At 42.2% G+C, this 20,316-nt stretch carries 20 protein-coding genes; 9 read left to right on the top strand and 11 right to left on the bottom strand.

Features of this window, described 5'->3' with window-relative positions; genetic code table 11:
- Positions 1-10: 10 nt before the first annotated feature.
- From HLH18_RS06360 to HLH18_RS06390, 7 genes are all read right to left on the bottom strand, one after another.
- Positions 11-979 carry a DnaJ C-terminal domain-containing protein gene (locus HLH18_RS06360; protein ID WP_171546198.1) on the bottom strand — a complete coding sequence of 323 codons (969 nt, stop codon included), beginning with the start codon at positions 977-979 and terminating at the stop codon, positions 11-13.
- Between the two features lie 145 nt (positions 980-1,124).
- Positions 1,125-1,592, bottom strand: coding sequence for a DUF2147 domain-containing protein (locus tag HLH18_RS06365; RefSeq protein ID WP_171528414.1), 468 nt, complete (start codon positions 1,590-1,592; stop codon positions 1,125-1,127).
- 186 nt (positions 1,593-1,778) lie between these two features.
- Positions 1,779-2,240 carry a DUF2147 domain-containing protein gene (locus HLH18_RS06370; protein ID WP_171546199.1) on the bottom strand — a complete coding sequence of 154 codons (462 nt, stop codon included), beginning with the start codon at positions 2,238-2,240 and terminating at the stop codon, positions 1,779-1,781.
- Between the two features lie 223 nt (positions 2,241-2,463).
- Positions 2,464-2,919 carry a DUF2147 domain-containing protein gene (locus HLH18_RS06375; RefSeq protein WP_250852379.1) on the bottom strand — a complete coding sequence of 152 codons (456 nt, stop codon included), beginning with the start codon at positions 2,917-2,919 and terminating at the stop codon, positions 2,464-2,466.
- 213 nt (positions 2,920-3,132) lie between these two features.
- Positions 3,133-4,008 (bottom strand): Hsp33 family molecular chaperone HslO, encoded by an 876-nt coding sequence (gene hslO, locus HLH18_RS06380; RefSeq protein ID WP_131287765.1) that lies wholly within the window; start codon positions 4,006-4,008, stop codon positions 3,133-3,135.
- A gap of 50 nt (positions 4,009-4,058) precedes the next feature.
- Entirely contained in the window at positions 4,059-5,900 is a 1,842-nt protein-coding gene (locus tag HLH18_RS06385; RefSeq protein ID WP_171546200.1) for a monovalent cation:proton antiporter-2 (CPA2) family protein, read from the bottom strand.
- A gap of 59 nt (positions 5,901-5,959) precedes the next feature.
- Positions 5,960-8,182 (bottom strand): primosomal protein N', encoded by a 2,223-nt coding sequence (locus tag HLH18_RS06390; protein WP_171546201.1) that lies wholly within the window; start codon positions 8,180-8,182, stop codon positions 5,960-5,962.
- 152 nt (positions 8,183-8,334) lie between these two features.
- Here HLH18_RS06390 and gspF point away from each other — a divergent pair, with 152 nt between their 5' ends.
- From gspF to HLH18_RS06405, 3 genes are all read left to right on the top strand, one after another.
- On the top strand, positions 8,335-9,540 hold the full coding sequence (gspF, locus tag HLH18_RS06395; protein WP_171546202.1) for a type II secretion system inner membrane protein GspF: 1,206 nt from the start codon (positions 8,335-8,337) through the stop codon (positions 9,538-9,540).
- Between the two features lie 39 nt (positions 9,541-9,579).
- A complete protein-coding gene (gene gspG, locus HLH18_RS06400; protein ID WP_171546203.1) occupies positions 9,580-10,017 on the top strand; it encodes a type II secretion system major pseudopilin GspG in 438 nt (145 codons plus the stop codon).
- Positions 10,018-10,299: 282 nt separating this feature from the next.
- Positions 10,300-10,635, top strand: coding sequence for a hypothetical protein (locus tag HLH18_RS06405; RefSeq protein WP_171546204.1), 336 nt, complete (start codon positions 10,300-10,302; stop codon positions 10,633-10,635).
- Between the two features lie 142 nt (positions 10,636-10,777).
- Here HLH18_RS06405 and lnt read toward each other — a convergent pair whose 3' ends face one another.
- Positions 10,778-12,337, bottom strand: a complete 1,560-nt coding sequence (lnt, locus tag HLH18_RS06410) for an apolipoprotein N-acyltransferase (protein WP_171546205.1) — start codon at positions 12,335-12,337, stop codon at positions 10,778-10,780.
- On the bottom strand, positions 12,334-13,173 hold the full coding sequence (locus HLH18_RS06415; RefSeq protein WP_131287747.1) for a CorC family transporter: 840 nt from the start codon (positions 13,171-13,173) through the stop codon (positions 12,334-12,336). The genes lnt and HLH18_RS06415 overlap by 4 nt, the downstream gene beginning before the upstream one ends.
- A 203-nt stretch (positions 13,174-13,376) precedes the next feature.
- On the opposite strand from HLH18_RS06415, the gene tusA reads away from it, so the two are divergent.
- Positions 13,377-13,634, top strand: coding sequence for a sulfurtransferase TusA (gene tusA / locus HLH18_RS06420; protein ID WP_171546206.1), 258 nt, complete (start codon positions 13,377-13,379; stop codon positions 13,632-13,634).
- Between the two features lie 73 nt (positions 13,635-13,707).
- On the opposite strand, the gene HLH18_RS06425 is transcribed toward tusA, so the two are convergent.
- Positions 13,708-15,420, bottom strand: coding sequence for an electron transfer flavoprotein-ubiquinone oxidoreductase (locus HLH18_RS06425; protein WP_171546207.1), 1,713 nt, complete (start codon positions 15,418-15,420; stop codon positions 13,708-13,710).
- Between the two features lie 188 nt (positions 15,421-15,608).
- Between HLH18_RS06425 and HLH18_RS06430 the strand changes: the two genes are divergently transcribed.
- From HLH18_RS06430 to HLH18_RS06450, 5 genes are all read left to right on the top strand, one after another.
- Positions 15,609-16,220 (top strand): DUF1285 domain-containing protein, encoded by a 612-nt coding sequence (locus HLH18_RS06430; RefSeq protein ID WP_171546208.1) that lies wholly within the window; start codon positions 15,609-15,611, stop codon positions 16,218-16,220.
- 47 nt (positions 16,221-16,267) lie between these two features.
- On the top strand, positions 16,268-17,140 hold the full coding sequence (murI, locus tag HLH18_RS06435; protein ID WP_171546209.1) for a glutamate racemase: 873 nt from the start codon (positions 16,268-16,270) through the stop codon (positions 17,138-17,140).
- Between the two features lie 130 nt (positions 17,141-17,270).
- Positions 17,271-18,299 carry a DUF4062 domain-containing protein gene (locus HLH18_RS06440; RefSeq protein WP_171546210.1) on the top strand — a complete coding sequence of 343 codons (1,029 nt, stop codon included), beginning with the start codon at positions 17,271-17,273 and terminating at the stop codon, positions 18,297-18,299.
- A gap of 65 nt (positions 18,300-18,364) precedes the next feature.
- The gene (gene hemH / locus HLH18_RS06445) at positions 18,365-19,378 is read left to right on the top strand and encodes a ferrochelatase (RefSeq protein WP_171546211.1); all 1,014 of its coding nucleotides are present in this window, start codon (positions 18,365-18,367) and stop codon (positions 19,376-19,378) included.
- 21 nt (positions 19,379-19,399) lie between these two features.
- Entirely contained in the window at positions 19,400-20,044 is a 645-nt protein-coding gene (locus HLH18_RS06450; RefSeq protein WP_171546212.1) for an MBL fold metallo-hydrolase, read from the top strand.
- Between the two features lie 69 nt (positions 20,045-20,113).
- Here the strand turns inward: HLH18_RS06450 and HLH18_RS06455 are convergent, their stop codons facing one another.
- Positions 20,114-20,299 (bottom strand): DNA gyrase inhibitor YacG, encoded by a 186-nt coding sequence (locus tag HLH18_RS06455; RefSeq protein WP_131287726.1) that lies wholly within the window; start codon positions 20,297-20,299, stop codon positions 20,114-20,116.
- Positions 20,300-20,316: the final 17 nt, after the last annotated feature.

Below are 20,316 nucleotides of genomic sequence, written 5' to 3' on the forward strand. Positions count from 1 at the left end.
GATTCTCTCCTTAAGCATTGCGAGGCTTAAATGCTGAAAAAGCTTTCGCAAAAGCTTGATAAGCCTGCTGTTCATGTTCAGTTTGCGCAGCTGGATACACGATATTTAAGACCAGGAATAAATGACCTGGTGTTTTGCTGGGTATCCCTTTGCCTTTTAGCCGAAGTTGTTGACCTGTCTTGGCATTTTTAGGCAGATTCACCTGAACTTTCGTCCCTTCAGGCGTTGAAGTTTCAATACTTTGCCCTAATGCTGCTTCCCATGGTGCGACATTGATGGTGTAGTAAATGTCTGCGCCTTCAACTCGAATTTTCTCGGTGTCTTTATAGTGAATTTCAATATAAAGATCGCCATTTTTTCCGCCATTGACTCCTGTTTGACCTTGTCCCGCAAGGCGGATGTGTTGACCTTCTTTCATCCCTTTCGGGATTTTTACCTGTAATGTTTTGCGCTGAACTTCAGCTTCGCCAAAAGCATTTAACGTCGGAATTTGCAAGGTGATCTGTTGGGTTGATCCGTGATATGCAATCGCCACCTCGACTTCGATACTGGCGTGTTGGTCTTCACCTTGATAACTGCGCTGCTGTTGTCTTTGTTGCTTTTGATATTGATAATTCCCTCCACCAAAGCCAGAACCGAAACGTCCGAAAAGATCTTCAAAGCCACTAAAGTCTGAATGACCCTGTTGCTCAAATCCTTGGCGGTAGAAGCGGCTATTATCAAAACCGCCTGTACCTGTCTGTGCCCCAGATTGATAAAAAGCTTCAGGATGATCAAGCTGAAAATCATATTCAGCTTTTTTCTCTTCATTGCTTAAAGTGTCATAAGCAACGTTGATCGCTTGCATTTTTTCTTCTGCATCCGCTTCCTTGCTTACGTCCGGATGATATTTTCGAGCCAATTTTCGATAGGCTTTCTTTATTTGATCGGGTGTGGCATTACGCTGAATGCCAAGAACTTCATAATGACTTTTAGACATAAAATCTTAAGCTAGAGTTGGTTATGTTTTAATCATTATTGTGCCTTTCATAAAACTGAAATAGTGTAGAGATATGTACCTTATTGTTTCAAGTTATGACAAAAAAAGGCTCCTTCTTAGGAGCCTTTAGAAATCTTGAATAAGATCAATATTTAATCCAGGTTACACTACGTCCAATTACTGAAACTCCGACATAACCACGAAGATTTAAATGCCTGCCACTTGCACTTAGACGTGCCTTACCTTTGTAGACTTTGCCGCCAATAGGATCCAGTACTCGACCATGATTAAATTCACGTGGGTTATCCGGATTTTGTTTAAAACCCCAGATAAAAGGTAAACCGAGAAAGGGTTTGTTTTTTAAGTTGCCCGGGCAATTGGAACAGATCCCCATTTTTTCTGATCCCGGAACGTTGCGGGTCGCGACAATAATGCCTTCATAAGTACCATCGGGTTTTTTGCTAATTTCAACATCGGCACGCGAATAACCGGTACGGTCATCAATTGTTTTCCATTTGCCGACTAAAGGATCATTTCCGCTTTCAGCAAAACTTAATGAAGAAAGTGTTGCCAAAATTATCCCTGCGAAAATACCTTTATATAACTTCTTCATTAATCTCCCCTTAAAATGAAATGTTTTTAGTTTTAGAGTAAAACACCTAATTTATAGCGATAATTACTTGAAAAATCAAACAAATAAAAGCCAAATGTCTCACATAAACAATGAATTATGTTTGTTGCTTTATTTTTTTTAGATTAATTGATATTAAAAAAAGCCCCAAACGGGGCTTTTAGAGGATTAATTTTTGACCCAGGTAATATTTCGACCGACAGCGGAACCATCTTTAGATCCGCGAATAATCAAATGTTTTCCATGATTGCCCAGTCGTGCACGAGCAGGGTATTGCTGTCCTGTAACAGGATCTAAAAAAGTACCGTCAATAAATTCATTATTCTTATCAGGATGCAGGGTTAAACCTGAAAGCATGGTCATACCAATAAGGGGTTTATTTTTATTGGCACCGATACATTTTTCGCAAACTGTATTTTGATAAGCACCGGGTACAGCGCGAACATCAATAATTGTAGCGGAATAATGATTATTCTTATCTTTTTGAATAATCACATCCGATAATGAGTAGCCCGTTCGGTCATCAATGGTTTTCCATTTGCCAATTAAAGGATCGGTAGAAGCAAAGCTAGAAAAGCTGATTGTTCCAGTCAACAGCATAAAAAGAGAAGTATGTAATTTTGAGTTCATAAACCGTTTAACCCCAAGTAAAATGAGAGAAAAATACCTAACACAATAAAGGCATAAAAAAATTATGGTTTTATTTATAACGAATTTAAGCGGTTATTACCAGTTAAATAAGTAAAAATTAACAACGTTATTATGTGAATAAGGTTATAAAAATGAATGAAGAAATGGGCTGAATAAAATCATAGGTTTTGATATGAAAACCTATGATGACTGAAGATGATTTTTATTCAGTCCTAATCCATGACACTGTTCGACCTAACAGGCTTGTGCCAATAAATCCGCGTAGTGTAAGCACATTTCCGCGTACATTAAGGCGTCCTTTGCCCTGGTAGACATGACCTGAAAGCGGGTCTAGAACATGACCCTCAATAAATTCGTCTTTATTTTTAGGGTTCTGCTTAAAGCCGGAAAAGATAGGAAGACCGATTAGGGGTGCATTTTTTAATACGCCTTTACATTTTTCACAATGATCAATAGCAGGGCGGTTTGGAATGGCATGAACTTTGATAATTTTTCCAAGGTAAATTCCATTTTTTTGTTTGGTGATTAAAACGTCTGCACGAGCATATCCTGTTTTGTCGTCAATGGTTTTCCATATGCCGGCTAAGTCAGGTGTTTCTGCGTGAATCATGCTACTGGCAATAAGTACTAATCCACTCAAAATTATTTTTGTGTTCATGTAAATATTCCACTCATTAATTTATTTTTATGTAGTAGAAATAAAAGCTTTATTGGCATTCTTTGCTTTATTTCGGTATGGGATTTTACTGAAAAACAACCAGATTACAAGTCACAAACTTGCATCTCAATCAGGAAATAGACAGGAGGAAAGTTAAATTTAGCATTAAAAAAAGCAACCATATGGCTGCTTTTTTTACCGACTTGAGTTGAATTAACTCAGATGTTTGCCAAATAATCCAAAGGCTTCTTCGGCTGTAAAGCTGTATCGGGTACTGCAGAACTGGCAATCCATGGTAATCGGATTTTGAAACTCCAAGGTTTCACGTACCGCTTCAACACCAATTTGAATCAATGCATTGGCACAACGGTCTTTAGAACAGGTACAACCAAAGCTTAATTGCTCGACTTCTGGCAAGCGAACATCTTCTTCATTGTACAAACGATAGAGAATTTCTGTGGCTTCAAGCTCAGTTAACTCTTCTGGCTTTAAGGTGTCAGTCAACATGGTCAGGCGTGGCCAGAGATCGTCATCGACAAGTTGCTGCTCTTCTTCATTAATACGCGGTAACAGTTGAATCAGTAAACCGCCAGAACGTTCTGCAGTACTGGCCAAGCGGATTTTAGTTGGAATTTGTGCAGATAAATCATAATACTGCATCAAACAACCGGCTAAGGTGTCATGTTCAATTGGAACGATGCCCTGATAGCGTTCACCAAATTCAGGTTCAATATTAATAAACAGTACCGGACTGACAAGCGCTCTGAAAACCGTGCTGCTGTCTTCTGCTTGAAAGAAGCGCGGGTCTTCTTCGTAATCTGCTGAAGCACGTAATTCACCTAAATGGTTACATTCCGCCATGGCCCATTTGAAGGTACCTGCTGCCTGAATTTGCAGGCTAATACGTCCTTTAATTTTAAGGGTGCTTGCAAGTAGGGCAGTGGCACTGAGCATTTCACCTAAAAGTACCTGAATGGCTTGCGGATAGTCACGTTGGGCAAGAATGGTTTGCAAAACACTTTCAAGATGCACCACTTCACCACGAATCGGGCAATTTTCAATATAAAAGCGTTGACGTAATTCAGACATAAATTTCTCCAATAGCCCGTGTTAATGGTGTCTACATTGTAAAACACAAGCTAGTTACTATCATCTCTTGTGACATCAATACGCTGATGTGCTAAGCCGCGTTGTAAATTGACGCCAGTCGGTTCTTGACGAATTTGAGCATCACTTTCAAATAAGTGTTCCAGCTCTGCCAATGCATTACGATGAGTTTCATAAATCTTTTGTTCATCGGTATAGACCCGCTGTTGCTGAATCAATAATTTTTCATCGTAATCACGAAACAATTCAATGCTTTTATAAGCATCCTCTTCACTGATATCCAATTCACGCAAGGCACGATAGGCCATACCCAGTGATGACAAATAGGTTTCACGCCAGATATGTTCTACCCCTAAATCCCGCAGTAAATGCACATGATGGCGATCTCGTGCACGAACCAAAAGTTTCAGATTCGGATAGTTTAAGCGAATATGACGGGCGACATTCATCGAGTCTTCAATATCATCAATCGCCAGCACAAAAACTTTGGCGTGTTCAACACCTGCAGAACGTAAGATATCCGGTTGTGTAGCATCACCATAGTATACCGTACCGCCATACTTTCGTACGAAATCGACTTTTTCTAAATTGCTGTCAATTGCGGTAAAGGATTGATGCTGTAAATGGGCGATACGGGCAATGATCTGTCCGAAACGCCCAAAGCCTGCAATGATCATCGGGTTAAGCGTATCTGGAATTTCATCATAAACAGGAGCTTTTTCTTTATCAATCAATGGAATAATCCAGCTGTTAATCAGCCAGTACAGCATCGGGGTCAGTACCATTGAAAGTGTAACAATCAATGTTAAAGGCTCAAGAATCGCCTGGGTTAATACTTTTTCACTACTCGCGACTTTCAACACCACAAAGGCAAATTCACCGCCTTGAGCCAAGCAGGTGGCAAGCAGCAAGCTGTTGCGCCATGAATATTTTAAATAGCGGGCAATTGCCGTGAGAGTCAGGCTTTTGACCAGCATTAAAATGAGTGCACCGCCAATAATCAGCCAAGGCATATTGACCAGCAGGGATAACTGTGTGGTCATGCCGACCGTCATAAAGAATAGACCCAGTAACAGTCCTTTAAAGGGCGCAATACTGGCTTCAAGTTCATGACGGAATTCAGAATCTGCCAGTAGAACGCCAGTTAAGAATGCCCCCAAAGTTGTACTGATCCCGAGCACATCCATGAGCGCAACCACGCCCAAGACAATAAATAAACCGACTGCAGTAATCAGTTCATGTGCGCCACTTTTTGCCACAAAGCGGAAAAATGGACGCATCATATAGCGGCTAAACAGGAACAAACCGCTAAAGGTCGCAATAATCGCGGCAAAATAGGCCACGCCATGATGGGTCGATTCAGTACCAGCGAGTAGCGGAATAATCGCTAATAGCGGAATAGCGGCAATATCCTGAAACAATAAGATCGAAAAAGATTGCTGCCCAAAGGTAGTGTTGAGTTGTTGTTTTTCAGCAAGCAGTTGCAGGACAAAGGCCGTAGAGGATAAGGCCAAGGCAGTTCCAATCACAAAACTGGCAGAAAGGCTTTGGTTTAAGGCAAAAAAGACAAGGATGGCCAGAATAATGCCGGTAATGCCGACCTGTAAGCTGCCCATTAAAAAGATCGATTTGCGCATCTCCCACAAGCGTTGTGGACGTAGCTCCAGACCAATAATGAACATCAACAAAATAACACCAAATTCAGCCAGTTCTTGAATTGATTCAGGGTCACTGGCCAGATTTAATGCACTGGGACCGAGTAAAATTCCTGTAAACAAATAGCCGAGTACGGTGGCGATTCCAAAGCGCTTGGCCAGTGGCACCAAGAGTAGCGAAGCACCAAGGAAAATCGTAATTTGTAACAGTAGCGACATCAGTTCGTCCTGGTATTTATTCTAATTTCAAAAAAATTAAGTAAAACATGAAATTTAACTTAGCTTAATTCTTGAGGATCTATATCGAGTGTCAGTTTCATGCTGGAGGGTTTTTGATGCAACATGTTTTGCCACCAGGCACGAATATAAAAGTGTAATCGGGCACGATCTTGCGACAACAGCACCATATGCGCCTGATAACGCCCAGCTTTACGTTCCATTGGGGCAGGAATCGGTCCCCAGATATCAATCAGGTTTTCAGAAACTTGTCTGAGTGCCTGGGCATGCTGCTGTAAAAACTCCTGGTTCTGTTCCTGACTTTTCGATTCACAGCGAATCAATGCTGCATAACGAAAAGGCGGTAACAGTGCTGCTTGACGTTCTGTTAAGGTTTGCTTGGCAAAATGCCGATAATCTTTTTCAATTAAGGTATTGAGCAGGGGATGATCCGGTCTCAGGGTTTGTAAATAGACTTCACCTTTGCGTTCACCCCGTCCGGCACGACCCGCAACTTGGATAATCAATTGCGCCGTGCGTTCGGTGGCACGAAAATCGACACTGAGTAAGCCTGAATCAATGTCCAAAATAGCCACTAAAGTGACATAGGGGAAATGGTGTCCTTTGGCCAGCATTTGCGTGCCAAGTAAAATAATCGGTTCGCTTTTCTGGATTTTGTCATAAATTTTTTGCCAGCTACCGACCCGACTGGTAGTGTCGCGATCGACACGAATCACATCGAAATTGGGGAAAAGCTGTTGCAGGTGTTCTTCCACTTTGGCTGTGCCCATGCCAATCGATTTCAGTTCCGTATGTTTGCACTGCGGACAATGCTCGGGCATGCGGTGAATACTGCCACAGTGGTGACAATGCAAATGCTGATAAGGTTGGCGGTGCACGGTAAAGTTGGCATCGCAATGTGGACATTTTGCCTGCCAGGCACAGCTTTCACAAATTAGTACCGGTGCATAACCACGGCGGTTCAAAAACACTAACACTTGTTCTTTTTTATCTAGCCGCTTTTGAATTTCCTCAATCAGGCTTTGGCTAATGCCATTTTGCTTTTGCGCAATTTTCAGATCAATCAGATGAATCTTTGGCATCAGCGCAATACCCGCACGCTGATTCAGCTCTAAACGGGTCATTTTTCCTGAGTCAGCCAGTGCATAACTTTCAATGCTCGGTGTAGCCGAACCTAAAATAATGGGACAGCTTTGTAAATGAGCCCGATACATCGCGACATCACGGGCATGATAGCGAAAGCCTTCCTGTTGTTTAAAAGAGAGGTCGTGTTCTTCATCTAAAATGATCAAGCCCAGATTGGGCAGTGGGGTGTAAATGGCAGAACGTGTCCCAAGAATAATCGAAGCTTTACCGGTTTGCGCCGCTTGCCAGGCTTGTAGACGTTTTGAGTCATTCAGCCCAGAATGCAGCAGCACAATATTGCCATGAAAACGTGACTGGAAACGGCTGATGGTTTGCGGAGTCAGCCCAATTTCAGGCACTAAAACCAAGACCTGTTTGCCTTGTTTCAGTACCTCTTGCATGATTTGCAAATAGACTTCGGTTTTACCGCTTCCGGTTAAACCATCCAGTAAAAAAGCCTGATATTTTTTTTGTGCTTTAAGTGCCTGTTGAATGGCATGCTTTTGATCTTCATTCGCCGTGAGCGGCATTTGCGCCAACGTAACCGGCTGCGGACTAAAATCCTGATTTTCCAGCACACACTCCACAATGTCTTTTTTTTCTAAAGCCTTCAGTGTTGCTGTTTCAATGCCGGCCAAATTTAAAATATTTTCTGTGGTTCCCTGAGGATGCAATTTCAGGACTTTATAAGCTTGTTGCTGTTTTTCAGACCGTTTTACTTTTGCTTCAGCAGCTAAATCCAGAACTTTCCACATCCGGGCCAATAAATTATACGGTTTACCCTGACGCAAGAAGGTCGGTAAGGCACTTTGGAAAACTTCACCAATCGGAAATTGATAATATTGAGCTGACCAGGTCAATAAACTTAAAATCTTACTGTCTAAAATCGGCTGATCATCCAGCAGTTCTGTAATGGCTTTCAGTTTAAAACGTGGATCAATCGGGGTATCTGCTGTTAATTTTTCAACAATAATGCCGACCAGATTTTGCCGTCCGAATGATACGGCAACCCGCGCACCTACTTCTGCCTGCTGATATTGTTCAGCCGTTAAGGTGTAATCAAAACAGTCATAAATATAGACCGGTACGGCAACACGAATGCGATAAAGGTTGGCGGGTATCGAGGATGTATTTGGCATAAATAAGGGGCAAAGCGTCCTGATCAAATTTCGTCGTGCTCAAGATCGAGTTATGTTAGAGTGAGCAAATCATTTATATCTCAGAATATGAATGATTTTGGTGGTCAGACGCAACAGCGCTGAAGCAAATTTTGGAAAATTAGAGCATCACAATGCCTGCATATCAATTTACTGCCATTGATGCTTCAGGGAAGCAGCAAAAAGGCGTGTTAGAAGGGGATTCAGCACGTCAAATTCGTCAACAGTTAAGAGACAAAGAGCTCATTCCTGTGACCGTTGATCCTGTTGAGCAAAAAGATAAGCATAACTCAGAACGCTGGTTTCAGAAAAAAATCACCGCTTATGATTTGGCATTGTTTACCCGTCAACTTTCAGTTTTGGTTGCAGCAGGGATTCCTTTAGAAGAAGCGCTACGTGCTGTGGGCAAGCAAAGTGAAAAAGCCCATGTACAAAACTTATTGATGTCGGTGCGCTCAAAAGTCATGGAAGGACATTCACTGGCCCATGCCTTGCAGCAAGCCGGACGTTTACCGGATTTATATATTGCCACCATTGCCGCAGGTGAACGCTCGGGACATCTAGATTTAATTCTGGATCAGTTGGCAGATTACACTGAAAATCGCTTTGCCATGCAGAAAAAAGTGCAGGGCGCCATGATTTACCCGATTATTTTGATGCTGATGTCGTTTGCGATTGTAATGGGACTAATGACCTATGTGGTTCCCGACATTGTAAAAACTTTTGATCAAAATAAAGATGCATTGCCCTGGATTACCGTCGCCTTGATGAAAACCAGCGATTTTATTCGGGTGGCGTGGCCATTTTTGCTGGTGGCAAGTGTGGTCGGTTTTATTGCTTTGGCACGTTTTTTAAGAACCGCTGCAGGGCATTATGCTTTTGACCGTTTAACGCTCAAATTGCCATTATTTGGTAAATTATCGCGTGGTATAAATGCGGCACGTTTTGCCAGTACTTTATCGATTTTGACCCAGTCTGGCGTACCTTTGGTAGATGCACTTAAAATTGGTGCTGCGGTGAGTAATAACTGGGTGATTCGGGATTCAGTCAATTTGGCAGCCGAGAAAGTCACTGAAGGCGGTAACCTTGCAACGCAACTGGAGCGCAGTGGTTATTTCCCACCGATGATGGTACAAATGATCAAAAGTGGTGAAGCATCAGGTGAGCTGGATCGTATGCTGGAGCGTGCCTCAACCATGCAGGATCGGGAAGTCACCACCCTGATTTCAACTCTGCTTGCCCTGCTTGAGCCGCTAATGTTGGTATTGATGGCAAGTATTGTTTTGGTGATTGTGATTGCGGTGATGCTGCCGATTGTAAATATGAATAATATGATTTAACCCATTTTTATAAAGATAATGATTTTATGAGAGATTGATATGCACGGAAAAATATATCAAGCCAAGCAGACTGGCTTTACCCTGATTGAAGTCATGGTGGTGATTGTAATTTTGGGTGTATTGGCAGCACTGATTGTTCCTAATGTAATGGGGCGTGGTGAAAAAGCCAAAGTAGATACCTCTGCAATTACTCTAAAAGGTGTGGCGGGTGCTTTAGATCAGTACAAACTCGATAATGGTAAATATCCATCCATGCAAGACGGTGGTTTAGATGCACTCGTTAATCAGCCCGCTTCTGCAAAAAACTGGATGCAGGGTGGTTATGTGAAAGGTGGCTATCCGAAAGACAGTTGGGAAAATGATATTCAATATGTGATCCCCGGTGCCGAAGGTCGTGCATTCGACTTATATTCTTTTGGCGCCGATGGTAAAGAAGGCGGCGAAGGTACAGATGCCGATATTTATTATCAGCCTTAATTAAAAACCCTTAACTATTTTAAGGGTATAAAACAGATCACTTCACTGAGTGGTGTGCTGCAATACTAAGTGAAGTGATAATACCTCTTAATTATAAAATATATGTTAAATCATTGGATTTATTGAAATTAGATAATAATCTCTGTTTGAGACTTATAATAATAATGATTAGCATATGTGATGGTTACAATAATCGTAAGATATTAAGAAATATAGTCTTTTTATTTAATTAAAACTGCGCATAATATCCTTGATGGCACTTTTTTAGCCAAGGAGGGTGGAGTGAAAGCATTAATCATATCGGATGAAATTAACCAATTTCATGGGGCAATGCTCAAGTCTGTTCTTTTAATTTTAAGCTTACTTCCAATGAGTCAGGGCATTTTAACCTTATGGAATGCGACGGAAGGAAGTAGCCAGATTATGGTGGGCTTTTTTGCCATCAGTTTATTCAGTGCATTATTCGTCTTATGCTTTTGGTCTGCATTAAAAGCGACTGTATTAAGATTACAACAAGAACAGATTTCAAGTTTAGAACAAAGTGTGGTGAAAGTTTATCGTTATATCCCGATGCTGTTTTTAACCGCAATGATGTCTTATTTAGTGACCCAGTTTTAAAATCAATTGAATAAAAAAACCGAGGCATTGAGCTCGGTTTTTTATTTTATTAAGCATATGTATTATTTAATCCCTCTCCTTGCGCAGTGTACTGCTCACCTTTAAAAAAGGGTGAGGATTGAGGAGAGGGAACACTTAAAGCTTAACGTCGTGATTTAAACGAAACATCGACCTTACGTGGACGATAAATCCAGCCTAGAATCAACAACAACAATGAGAAACCCAGAATTGGCCAATCACTGAGGCGCATATACAAGGTTTCACCCTGCATTGCTGGAACGTCACCACGAAGGATGGCTGTTTGATCTGTCGGTGCCTGTTTCACAATATGTCCGTTGTGATCAATAAAGGCAGTTACACCAGTATTGGTGGCACGAATAAACCAGCGTCCATTTTCTTTGGCACGCATTTGCACCATTTGTAAATGTTGCCAAGGCCCTGCAGTTCCGGTAAACCAGGCATCATTGGATACGGTAACCAGGTAATCGCTTTGACTGGCATTACGACGGGTCAGGTTTGGATAAGCCACTTCATAACAAATAGCCGCACCCAACGCATGATTTTTCACATTCAATGGTTTTTGGTCATCTGCACCACGAGAGAAACCACTCATCGAGGGGTCATTCTGCAATGCGGGCAATACCCAGCTCAGCCAGCCAGATAAAGGAATATATTCACCAAACGGGACTAAACGTTGCTTTTTATATAAGCCTTCAGTGTCATCACCCGTAGCCATGATACTGTTGTAGTACATCGGGTGCTGTTCGATTTTTGATTCTTTCAAATCCCAATAGGGAAGACCGGTGACCCATGCCGTTCCAGATTTTTCTGCCTGAACTTTCATGGCATCCAAAAAGGGTTCGATATCGGTCTGGAACATGGGAATGGAAGATTCTGGCCACACGATCAGGTCACGTCCCCATTCCGTACGACTTAAATTGGCATAGATCATCAAGGTTTTCACTTGATACTCTGTCAGCCATTTAAGGTCTTGAGGAATATTGCCTTGAATCAGCGAAACAGAAAGCGGTTTCTCATCTTTTGGTTCCACAAAGTTGAGATATGAAGCTCCCCAAGCACCGAGCAATAAGATCGCGGAAGGGATAATCCAGAACACACGTTTATTCAAGATTTCAACTAGCGCACATGCCAGTATAATCACCACAAACGATACACCGAAGATCCCGAATAATGGCGCATAGCCATCCAAGAAGCGTTCAGTGAAGGCATAGCCGACAAATAGCCACGGAAAACCAGTGAATACCCAGGTTTTTGCCCACTCAAAAAATACCCAAAGCGGTGCAAAAGTCAGTGGCGTTTCCGGGAAGAATCGACGATAGATCCAGGTTTGCAGGGCTGTAAATAGTCCCATCACCAAGGCCATAAAGGCAATCATCAGTACACTTAAAAAGGCACTGGTATCCCCATAGACATGGATTGAGGTATACAGCCAAAATGCTCCGACAAACCATAAGCCAAAGCCGTAAGCCCAGCCAATGCCAAAGGCTTGGCGTGCTGAACGTTTACGCAGTGAAGCATAGAGCAAGGCCGGGGACAGCAGTGCAAGCCACCAGTAATAATAAGGTGCCAGCGCAAAACTGAACATGGCACCTGAAAATAATGAAATTAAGAAAGGGTAAATAAAGGGGAGCTGATTTTTTTCTTGAGATGGATTTAACAGCTTATTAAAGTATGTTCTCATTTACGGACAGCTCGAATCAGATGAATAGTACGTGCATCTGCTTCTACAATGGTGAATTCCCAATTTTCAAGTTCAATCACTTGACCTTGTAAATCGCTCACTAAACCAATTTCTTGAAGCAATAAACCGCCGACAGTTTCTACTTCATCATCTGAAAAATCAGCATCTAAAACATTATTAAAGTGTTCAATTGGTGTAAGTGCTTGAACGAGCCAGGTATTCGCCGTTTGAGGATCATTATCCGGAATAATGTATTGGGCCTCTTCATCGACCTTATCGTGTTCGTCTTCAATTTCACCGACAATTTCTTCTAAAATGTCTTCTAAAGTCACCAATCCCGATGTTGTGCCATATTCATCAATCACCACAGCGATATGGGTTTGCGTATTTTTTAACATACGCAGCACTTGGTCAGATCGGGCACTTTCCGGAACAAAGATCGGCTGGCGCATAAGCGCACGAATATCGACCTTATTGTTCGGTTCTGTCAAAAATGGCAGTAAATCCTTGGCCAATAAAATGCCGACCACATTGTCTGGTTGATCGGATGAAAAGACCGGGAAGCGTGAATGTGCAGACTCTACAAGGGTGTGTAAGATGTCTAACAGCTGATCATCTTCTTGTAGGCTAATCATCGATGTCCGTGGGGTCATGACCTCACGGACTTTTGTTGCAGGAAGGTCAAGTACGCCTTCAAGCATTGCAACAGTATCGGGTTCTAAAAAACGACGTGAATCTTGTACTAATTTTAGCAGTTCGTCGCGAGTTTCGGGTGCAGTGCTTAACCATTTACGTAAGCCGCGCATGCCCCACGACGGGCCTGATTCCTCGTGCATGATCTTTCCTAAAGACTCTTAATATCTAAAAAAAACAAATTTTATCATACTCGAGAAAATATAGATGTCTATCTATAAAATCGCTGTAATCCATGAAAGCATGAGTCATCATTTTCTATCATTTGGATCCTTGTTTTGAAAGCGAAAGACAGCATTTAAGTTTATGTTAAAATGGCGATGATTTTTTAATACCGAGTTTAAGAATGTCTGAACCGCTTGTTAATCCCACTATTCAGCTGAATACACGAGGACTACGTTGTCCTGAACCTGTAATGATGTTGCATCAAGCGATTCGTAAATCAAAATCGGGTGATGTGGTTGAAGTGTTTGCCACAGATAATTCGACTTCATGGGACATTCCGAAATTCTGTATGCATTTAGGTCATGAATTATTATTACAAGAAGAAGTGCTGGATGAAGCGGGCAATAAAGAATTTCATTATTTAGTCAAGAAAGGTTAATTCAGAATATTTTTTCTTTATTTTAAGAAGAGATAAAAAATCCCCTCGAAAGGGGATTTTTTTTATTAAAAAATTACATGTTAGGGTAATTTGGACCACCGCCACCCTCAGGTGTTACCCAAGTGATGTTCTGAGATGGATCCTTGATGTCACAGGTCTTGCAGTGTACACAGTTGGCTGCATTAATCTGGAAGCGTTTCGAGCCGTCATTTTCTTCCATAATTTCGTACACACCGGCAGGGCAATAACGCTGCGCAGGTTCATCCCATTTTGGTAAATTCACATTCACTGGAATCGAAGCGTCAGTCAGTTTTAAATGCGCCGGCTGATTTTCTTCATGCACGGTGTTTGATACAAAGACCGAAGACAAACGGTCAAAAGTCAGCTTGCCATCCGGTTTTGGATAGTTTGGCTTGAAGGTTTCGGCAGCCTGAGTTTTCAGTGCGGTATAGTCAAGGACTAGATCATGCAAAGTGAAAGGCACTTTAAACACGTTTTGATCAATAAAGTTAAACGCACCACCAATCCATTGACCAAATTTGTGCATCGCTGGACCAAAGTTACGTGAATTGTAAAGCTCTTCTTTCAGCCAGCTGTTGTTGAACTTGTCGGTGTAAGAAGTCAGTTCTTTAACAAAGAAGTCTTCGCCTTCTAAAACACGAGCAACCGCAAGATCACCGCCTTTTTCCACGCCGGCAGCAATCGCTTCAAACACTGCTTCACCGCAGAGCATGCCGGATTTCATCGCAGTATGTGAGCCCTTGATTTTGGCAAAGTTCAGGAAGCCTGCATCATCACCAATTAAAGAGCCACCCGGGAAGGTGAACTTCGGTAGCGAGTTAAAACCGCCTTTGGTCACGGCACGCGCGCCATAAGAAATACGCTTGCCGCCTTCCAGATACTGTTTGATCAATGGATGAGTTTTCCAGCGCTGCATTTCCATGAACGGATACATGTGCGGGTTGGTGTAGGATAGATCCACGATCATGCCCAAAGTCACCTGATTGTTTTCCGCGTGGTACAGCCACCAGCCGCCTGAAGAACCAGTTTCGTTTAAAGGCCAACCCGCACCATGCATCACCAAACCAGGTTTGTGTTTTGCCGGATCGATTTCCCAAAGTTCTTTAATACCAATACCGTAGTGCTGTGGATCAGCATCTTTGTCTAAGTTATATTTTGCAATCAGACGTTTACCCAAGTGACCACGGCAACCTTCTGCAAAAATGGTGTATTTGGCATGCAGTTCATAACCCGGAGTAAAGTTATGTGTCGGTTCGCCATCCTTGCCGATACCCATGTCACCGGTTTGAATGCCTTTGACTGTGCCATCTGCATGGTAAAGAATTTCTGATGCCGCAAAGCCCGGGAAAATGGAAACTTCCAGTTCTTCCGCTTTTGTACCTAACCAGCGAACCACGTTGCCGAGCGAAATGACATAGTTGCCATCATTGTGCATGGTTTTTGGCACCATCCAGTGTGGCGCTTCTTGTGATTTTTCATCAGACAATAAGAAATAGGTTTTGTCTTCTGTCACCGGAACATTTAAAGGCGCACCTTCTTCCTTCCAGTTCGGGAACAGTTCATTTATGGCACGCGGTTCAAGCACCGCACCAGATAAAATGTGTGCACCAACTTCGGAGCCCTTTTCCACCACACAAACGGACAGATCGTTCAGGTTGTTTTCAATTGCAAGTTGACGAATTTTAATCGCCGCAGAAAGACCCGCAGGGCCTGCGCCTACGATAACGACGTCAAACTCCATCGATTCACGTTCGATGTGTTCCATGTAGGACTCCTCATATGATTTGAAGGTGGTAACCGTAATGATTTCACTCGGTGCTGCCATGAGTGTTCTTAATGCCCAGACACAATTTTATTATCGTGTCTTTTATATTGTGGGCTAGTATAGTTTTAAACCTTGATCTAGCCAATTGGCTGAATCATATTATTTTTCCGTCAGCAGGGGTATTCCGTATGGTTAATCAAAATAATTCACCAAATCAGACGAAAAATGTCGCTATTCCTGATGATAAAAATTTAATGGGTATTACACAATACTTAAAAGATGCACAGACCGGTCACAAAAGGTCAATCCCCCCATTGGACCAATTTAACCCAAAGCATTGTGGCGCAATGGATTTAAAGGTAAAAGCCAATGGAGAATGGTGGCACGAAGGTCAATTGATCAAACGACAGGCCTTGATTGAGCTGTTCTCGACCGTACTCTGGAAAGAAGACGGTAAGTTCTACTTAAAGACTCCCGTAGAACAAATTGAAATAGAAGTTGAAGATGAACCTCTATTTGTCAATCAGGTGGATCGGGTCGAAATTGAGGGTAAAACCTATATTCAACTCACCACCACCACGCAGGATGTGGTGATTGTGGATCAGGCACATTCTGTTTTTATGCGTGAATATTCAGGTGAATTGCGTCCTTATGTGCATGTTCGTTTTGGCATCAATGCCTTAATTCAACGTTCTGCTTTTTTTCACTTAATTGAAATGGGACAGCTCCTTGAAAATGCTCAAGGTGATACCATCTTAAGCTTACAAAGTGGCGATTTTTACTTGCAATTGGGCACCTGAGGTTTAAGCTTTGTTCTCCCGTCTTTTGAACTGCTGAAAGTGAAGTTATGACAGCCATTCATCCTATTGATCCTTTAATAAATCCAATGCCTAAGGCGCAAGCTGATGCACCTATTGGGATTTTTGACTCTGGAATAGGTGGTTTGTCTATCGCGCAGGAAATTGCGAATTATTTACCTAAAGAACGCATCCTTTATTATGCAGACACTGCAAATGTGCCTTATGGGCCGCGTGAAGATCAAAATATTCGTGAGCTAACCGCCAATGCAATTGAATGGCTATATCGTCAAGGCTGTAAAGTGGCAGTGGTGGCATGCAATACCGCTTCTGCTTTTAGTCTGGATTATTTGCGTGATTATTATGGTGAAGATTTTCCGATTATCGGTTTAGTGCCGGCATTAAAACCTGCTGTATTACAAACTAAATCAAAAACAGTCGCGGTTCTTGCAACGCCAGCAACTTTTCGGGGCAAACTGATTCAAGATGTGATGCAACGTTTTGCATTGCCTGCCAATGTGAATGTCATTCCTGTGACCTGTCTGGATTTAGTGCCCTTTGTGGAAAGTGGTTCACAAATGAGTGCGGAATGTTTAGCGACTTTAAAAGAAATATTACAACCTGTGGTGGATCAAGGCGCAGATTATTTGGTCTTGGGATGTACTCATTATCCCTTCCTGAAACCTGCGATTGAATCGATTTTTGGTCAGAAACTGACATTAATTGACTCTGGTGTACCTGTTGCGCGACAAACAGCCCGAATTTTGATTAAAAATGAGTTATTATTTGAGCAAGATCAAAAAGACGGCTTACGAATTGAATGTCATGTCAGTGGCAATAACGCAGAAAATTTAAAAACTGTGTTGCAGTACCTGATTCAAGAGAATTTAACTTGGGATATTCGCAACATTAGTGTTGAATAAGCAAAGAAACGCAGCTAGTCTTTTGAAATATAGAAAAAAATAAATTTTAGATTGGGGTGGTCGATTACAGCTCAACTGATCAGCATGGCTACAGTTGGGGATGTAATAGGCAATTGGAAGAGGATAACCAATGCTCGATAAGCGTTATCAGGTTTTTATATCTACGTCTGGCAGTGAAATGCAACCAGAACGTATCGTTTTAGCTCAAACTCTCGTGGGAATGGGGTTCTTTTCCTGGGGATTGGAACAACGGACACCCCTGAGTACGGCTTTTGCACGTCGTCAAATTGACGACTGCGACTATGTGGTGATTCTTTTGGGTAGTCAATATGGCGAGCAATCTGTGTCAGGTGTCGGGTATATGCACCTCGAATATATTTATGCTGTCACCAAACAGAAGCCGATTATTGTCTTTATGCATGAAGATCCGGCATCCCGGGACTCGGCTTTACAGGATCAAAAGCCGGAACTTCGCGAAAAATTCCTAGAATTCCGTAAATTATTACAACAAGAAGCGGATCAAATTTTTACTTACCGTAGCCTTCGTGATTTGGAAATGGCGGTGCGCTTTAATATGCCGCAAATGCTTGAACGCCATCCTGTTTCAGGTTGGGTTCGACCGCAGCATACACAATCCTTGCATGATGAAATTGATCAACTCAAAGCTAAAATTGAGCAACTTGAAACTGAAGTGGGCAAGCGTGAAGTCGATCCTTTCCTGTCTTTACCCAAAGTTTCAATGCATGAATTATTTTCTTTTGAATATCGAATGCATGCCTATCAAGATGGCAATTTCAAAGAGCTGAAAATTCAAAAGAAACTGACTTGGGCACAGTTACTGAATATTTTAGGCCGCATGTTTGTCAATCCGACGCCAGAAGAATATTTTTCTAAATGTATGAATGACTATTTAAATGACACCGGTCTGGAAGATGCACGTGCGGAGATGCCGCGTGCCCATGCAGTGGCACGTGCGCAAATTAATATTCGTGCTTTGCACAGTATTAAAATGCAAATGCGTCAAAATGACTGGATTGTCCAATCTGGACGTGATGACCGTCAGCGTATGTTATGGCAAATCACGCCCAAAGGGCAAAAGCTTTTAGAAAGTAATTTACTGGATAATCATCGTGTTTTTCAATTTAAGTCTAACTATTAATCTATATAGAGAAAGTGCAGAAAACTGTTAAAGTAAACCAGTTCATATATATTGGAAAGGGTTTGATGTTTTCTGCACCTAAAGCGAAAGTCACCATTATTTTAGCCAATTTGGGTACGCCAGACGAACCCACTGTTCCTGCAGTCCGTCGTTTTCTGAAGCAGTTTTTATCTGATCAGCGGGTCATTGAAATTCCAAAACCCGTTTGGCAAATCATTTTAAGACTGTTTATTTTACCGTTTCGTCCCAAGCGTGTGGCTCATGCTTATGCAATGGTCTGGGGGCAAGATTCACCGATGCGTGAAATTGTCTTGGAACAAGTTAAAGCGGTTCAACAGCAATTAATTGAGCACTATCCGCAATTTGAATTAAATATTGTCCCTGCCATGAGTTATGGCAATCCGGGTATTCAAGAATTGCTGCAAAAATTAAGTTTAAATCCACAAGATCACATTATTTTACTTCCCCTGTTTCCTCAATATTCGGCAACCTCTACCGCTCCACTCTATGATGCGGTTGCCAAGTGGATACTGACCCAGCGCAATTTACCCGGCTTGTCGATTATTCGTGATTATTATCAGCACCCTTTATATATTCAGGCTTTGGCGCAAAGTGTGCGGGATTATCAGGCTGAACATGGTGCTGCAGAAAAACTGTTGATGTCATTCCATGGTATACCACAGCCGTATGCGGATAAGGGTGATCCGTATGCAGACCGTTGTCGTATTACCGGGCAACTTGTGGCGCAGGCTTTGGGTTTACAGGACGATCAGTGGGCAGTCAGTTTCCAATCCCGTTTTGGTAAGCAAGAGTGGATTAAACCGTATACTGATCAGCTGTTAAAAGAATGGGCAGAACAAGGGGTGAAATCAGTACAAGTACTAAGTCCGGCATTTTCGGCGGATTGTCTCGAGACTCTAGAGGAACTGGCTTTGCAAAATGCTGAAACCTTTAAGTCAGGGGGAGGGGAGCAATATGCTTATATTTCTGCATTAAATACCCGTGCAGATCATATAGCATTGCTCACAACTTTGCTTCAAGCTAATCTTGATGCATTAACGCAGACATTTTCCCACTAATTTCACCGAGGTTTCGCCATTATGTTGCAAGTCAAAATTGTTCCTGTCACGGCATTTCAGCAAAATTGTTCAATTGTTTGGGATTCAGAAACTAAAGAAGCAGTTTTGATTGATGCGGGTGGTGAGCCTGAAAAATTAGCAGCTGAAGTTGAAGCACTCGGTTTGACCGTGAAAGCTTTATGGTTGACTCATGGCCATCTTGATCATGCGGGGGCAGTGGGAGCATTAACCAAAGTGTGGAATGTTCCTGTGATTGGTCCGCATAAAGAAGATGCTTTTTGGCTGGACATGATTCAGGAGGCTTCAGCGCGTTATGGCTTTCCTATTCCAGAAAAAGTGGACGTTACCCAATGGCTTGAAGGCGGAGAAGTGTTAAAGCTGGGCGATGAAGAATTTGAAGTCCGTTTTGCCCCGGGTCATACTCCGGGTCACGTGATGTTCTATAACAAAAATTATGCTCTATTATGGACGGGTGATGTGCTGTTTAAAGGTTCGATCGGCCGTACCGACTTTCCACGTGGAAATCATCAACAACTACTCGATTCGATTCAGCGTGAATGTTTTAGTCTGCCAGATGAAACTCAATTTATTTCAGGTCATGGCCCGATCAGTACCATTGGTTTTGAAAAACAGCATAATCCCTTTGTTGCGGGCAAAGCGGGTTGATACTTGGAATTTGGTAGTAAAAAGTCTGCATCTGCAGACTTTTTTTATATGTGCAATTTTTTGAAATAATTAAAATTCATCATCTTCACGACTGCCATCCGCTTGCGGTGCATCTTGAGTAGGCAGTTTATATTCATCATTTGCCCAAGCGCCTAGATCAATCATTTTACAGCGTTCTGAACAAAAAGGACGGAACTCGTTGCCTTCCCAAGTCGAAGGTTTACCACAACGCGGGCAAGGAAAAGTGCGAGGCATCTTATTCTCCGGATAAA

Source organism: Acinetobacter sp. ANC 5414 (assembly GCF_013004295.1).
In the GTDB taxonomy this organism is placed as follows: domain Bacteria; phylum Pseudomonadota; class Gammaproteobacteria; order Pseudomonadales; family Moraxellaceae; genus Acinetobacter.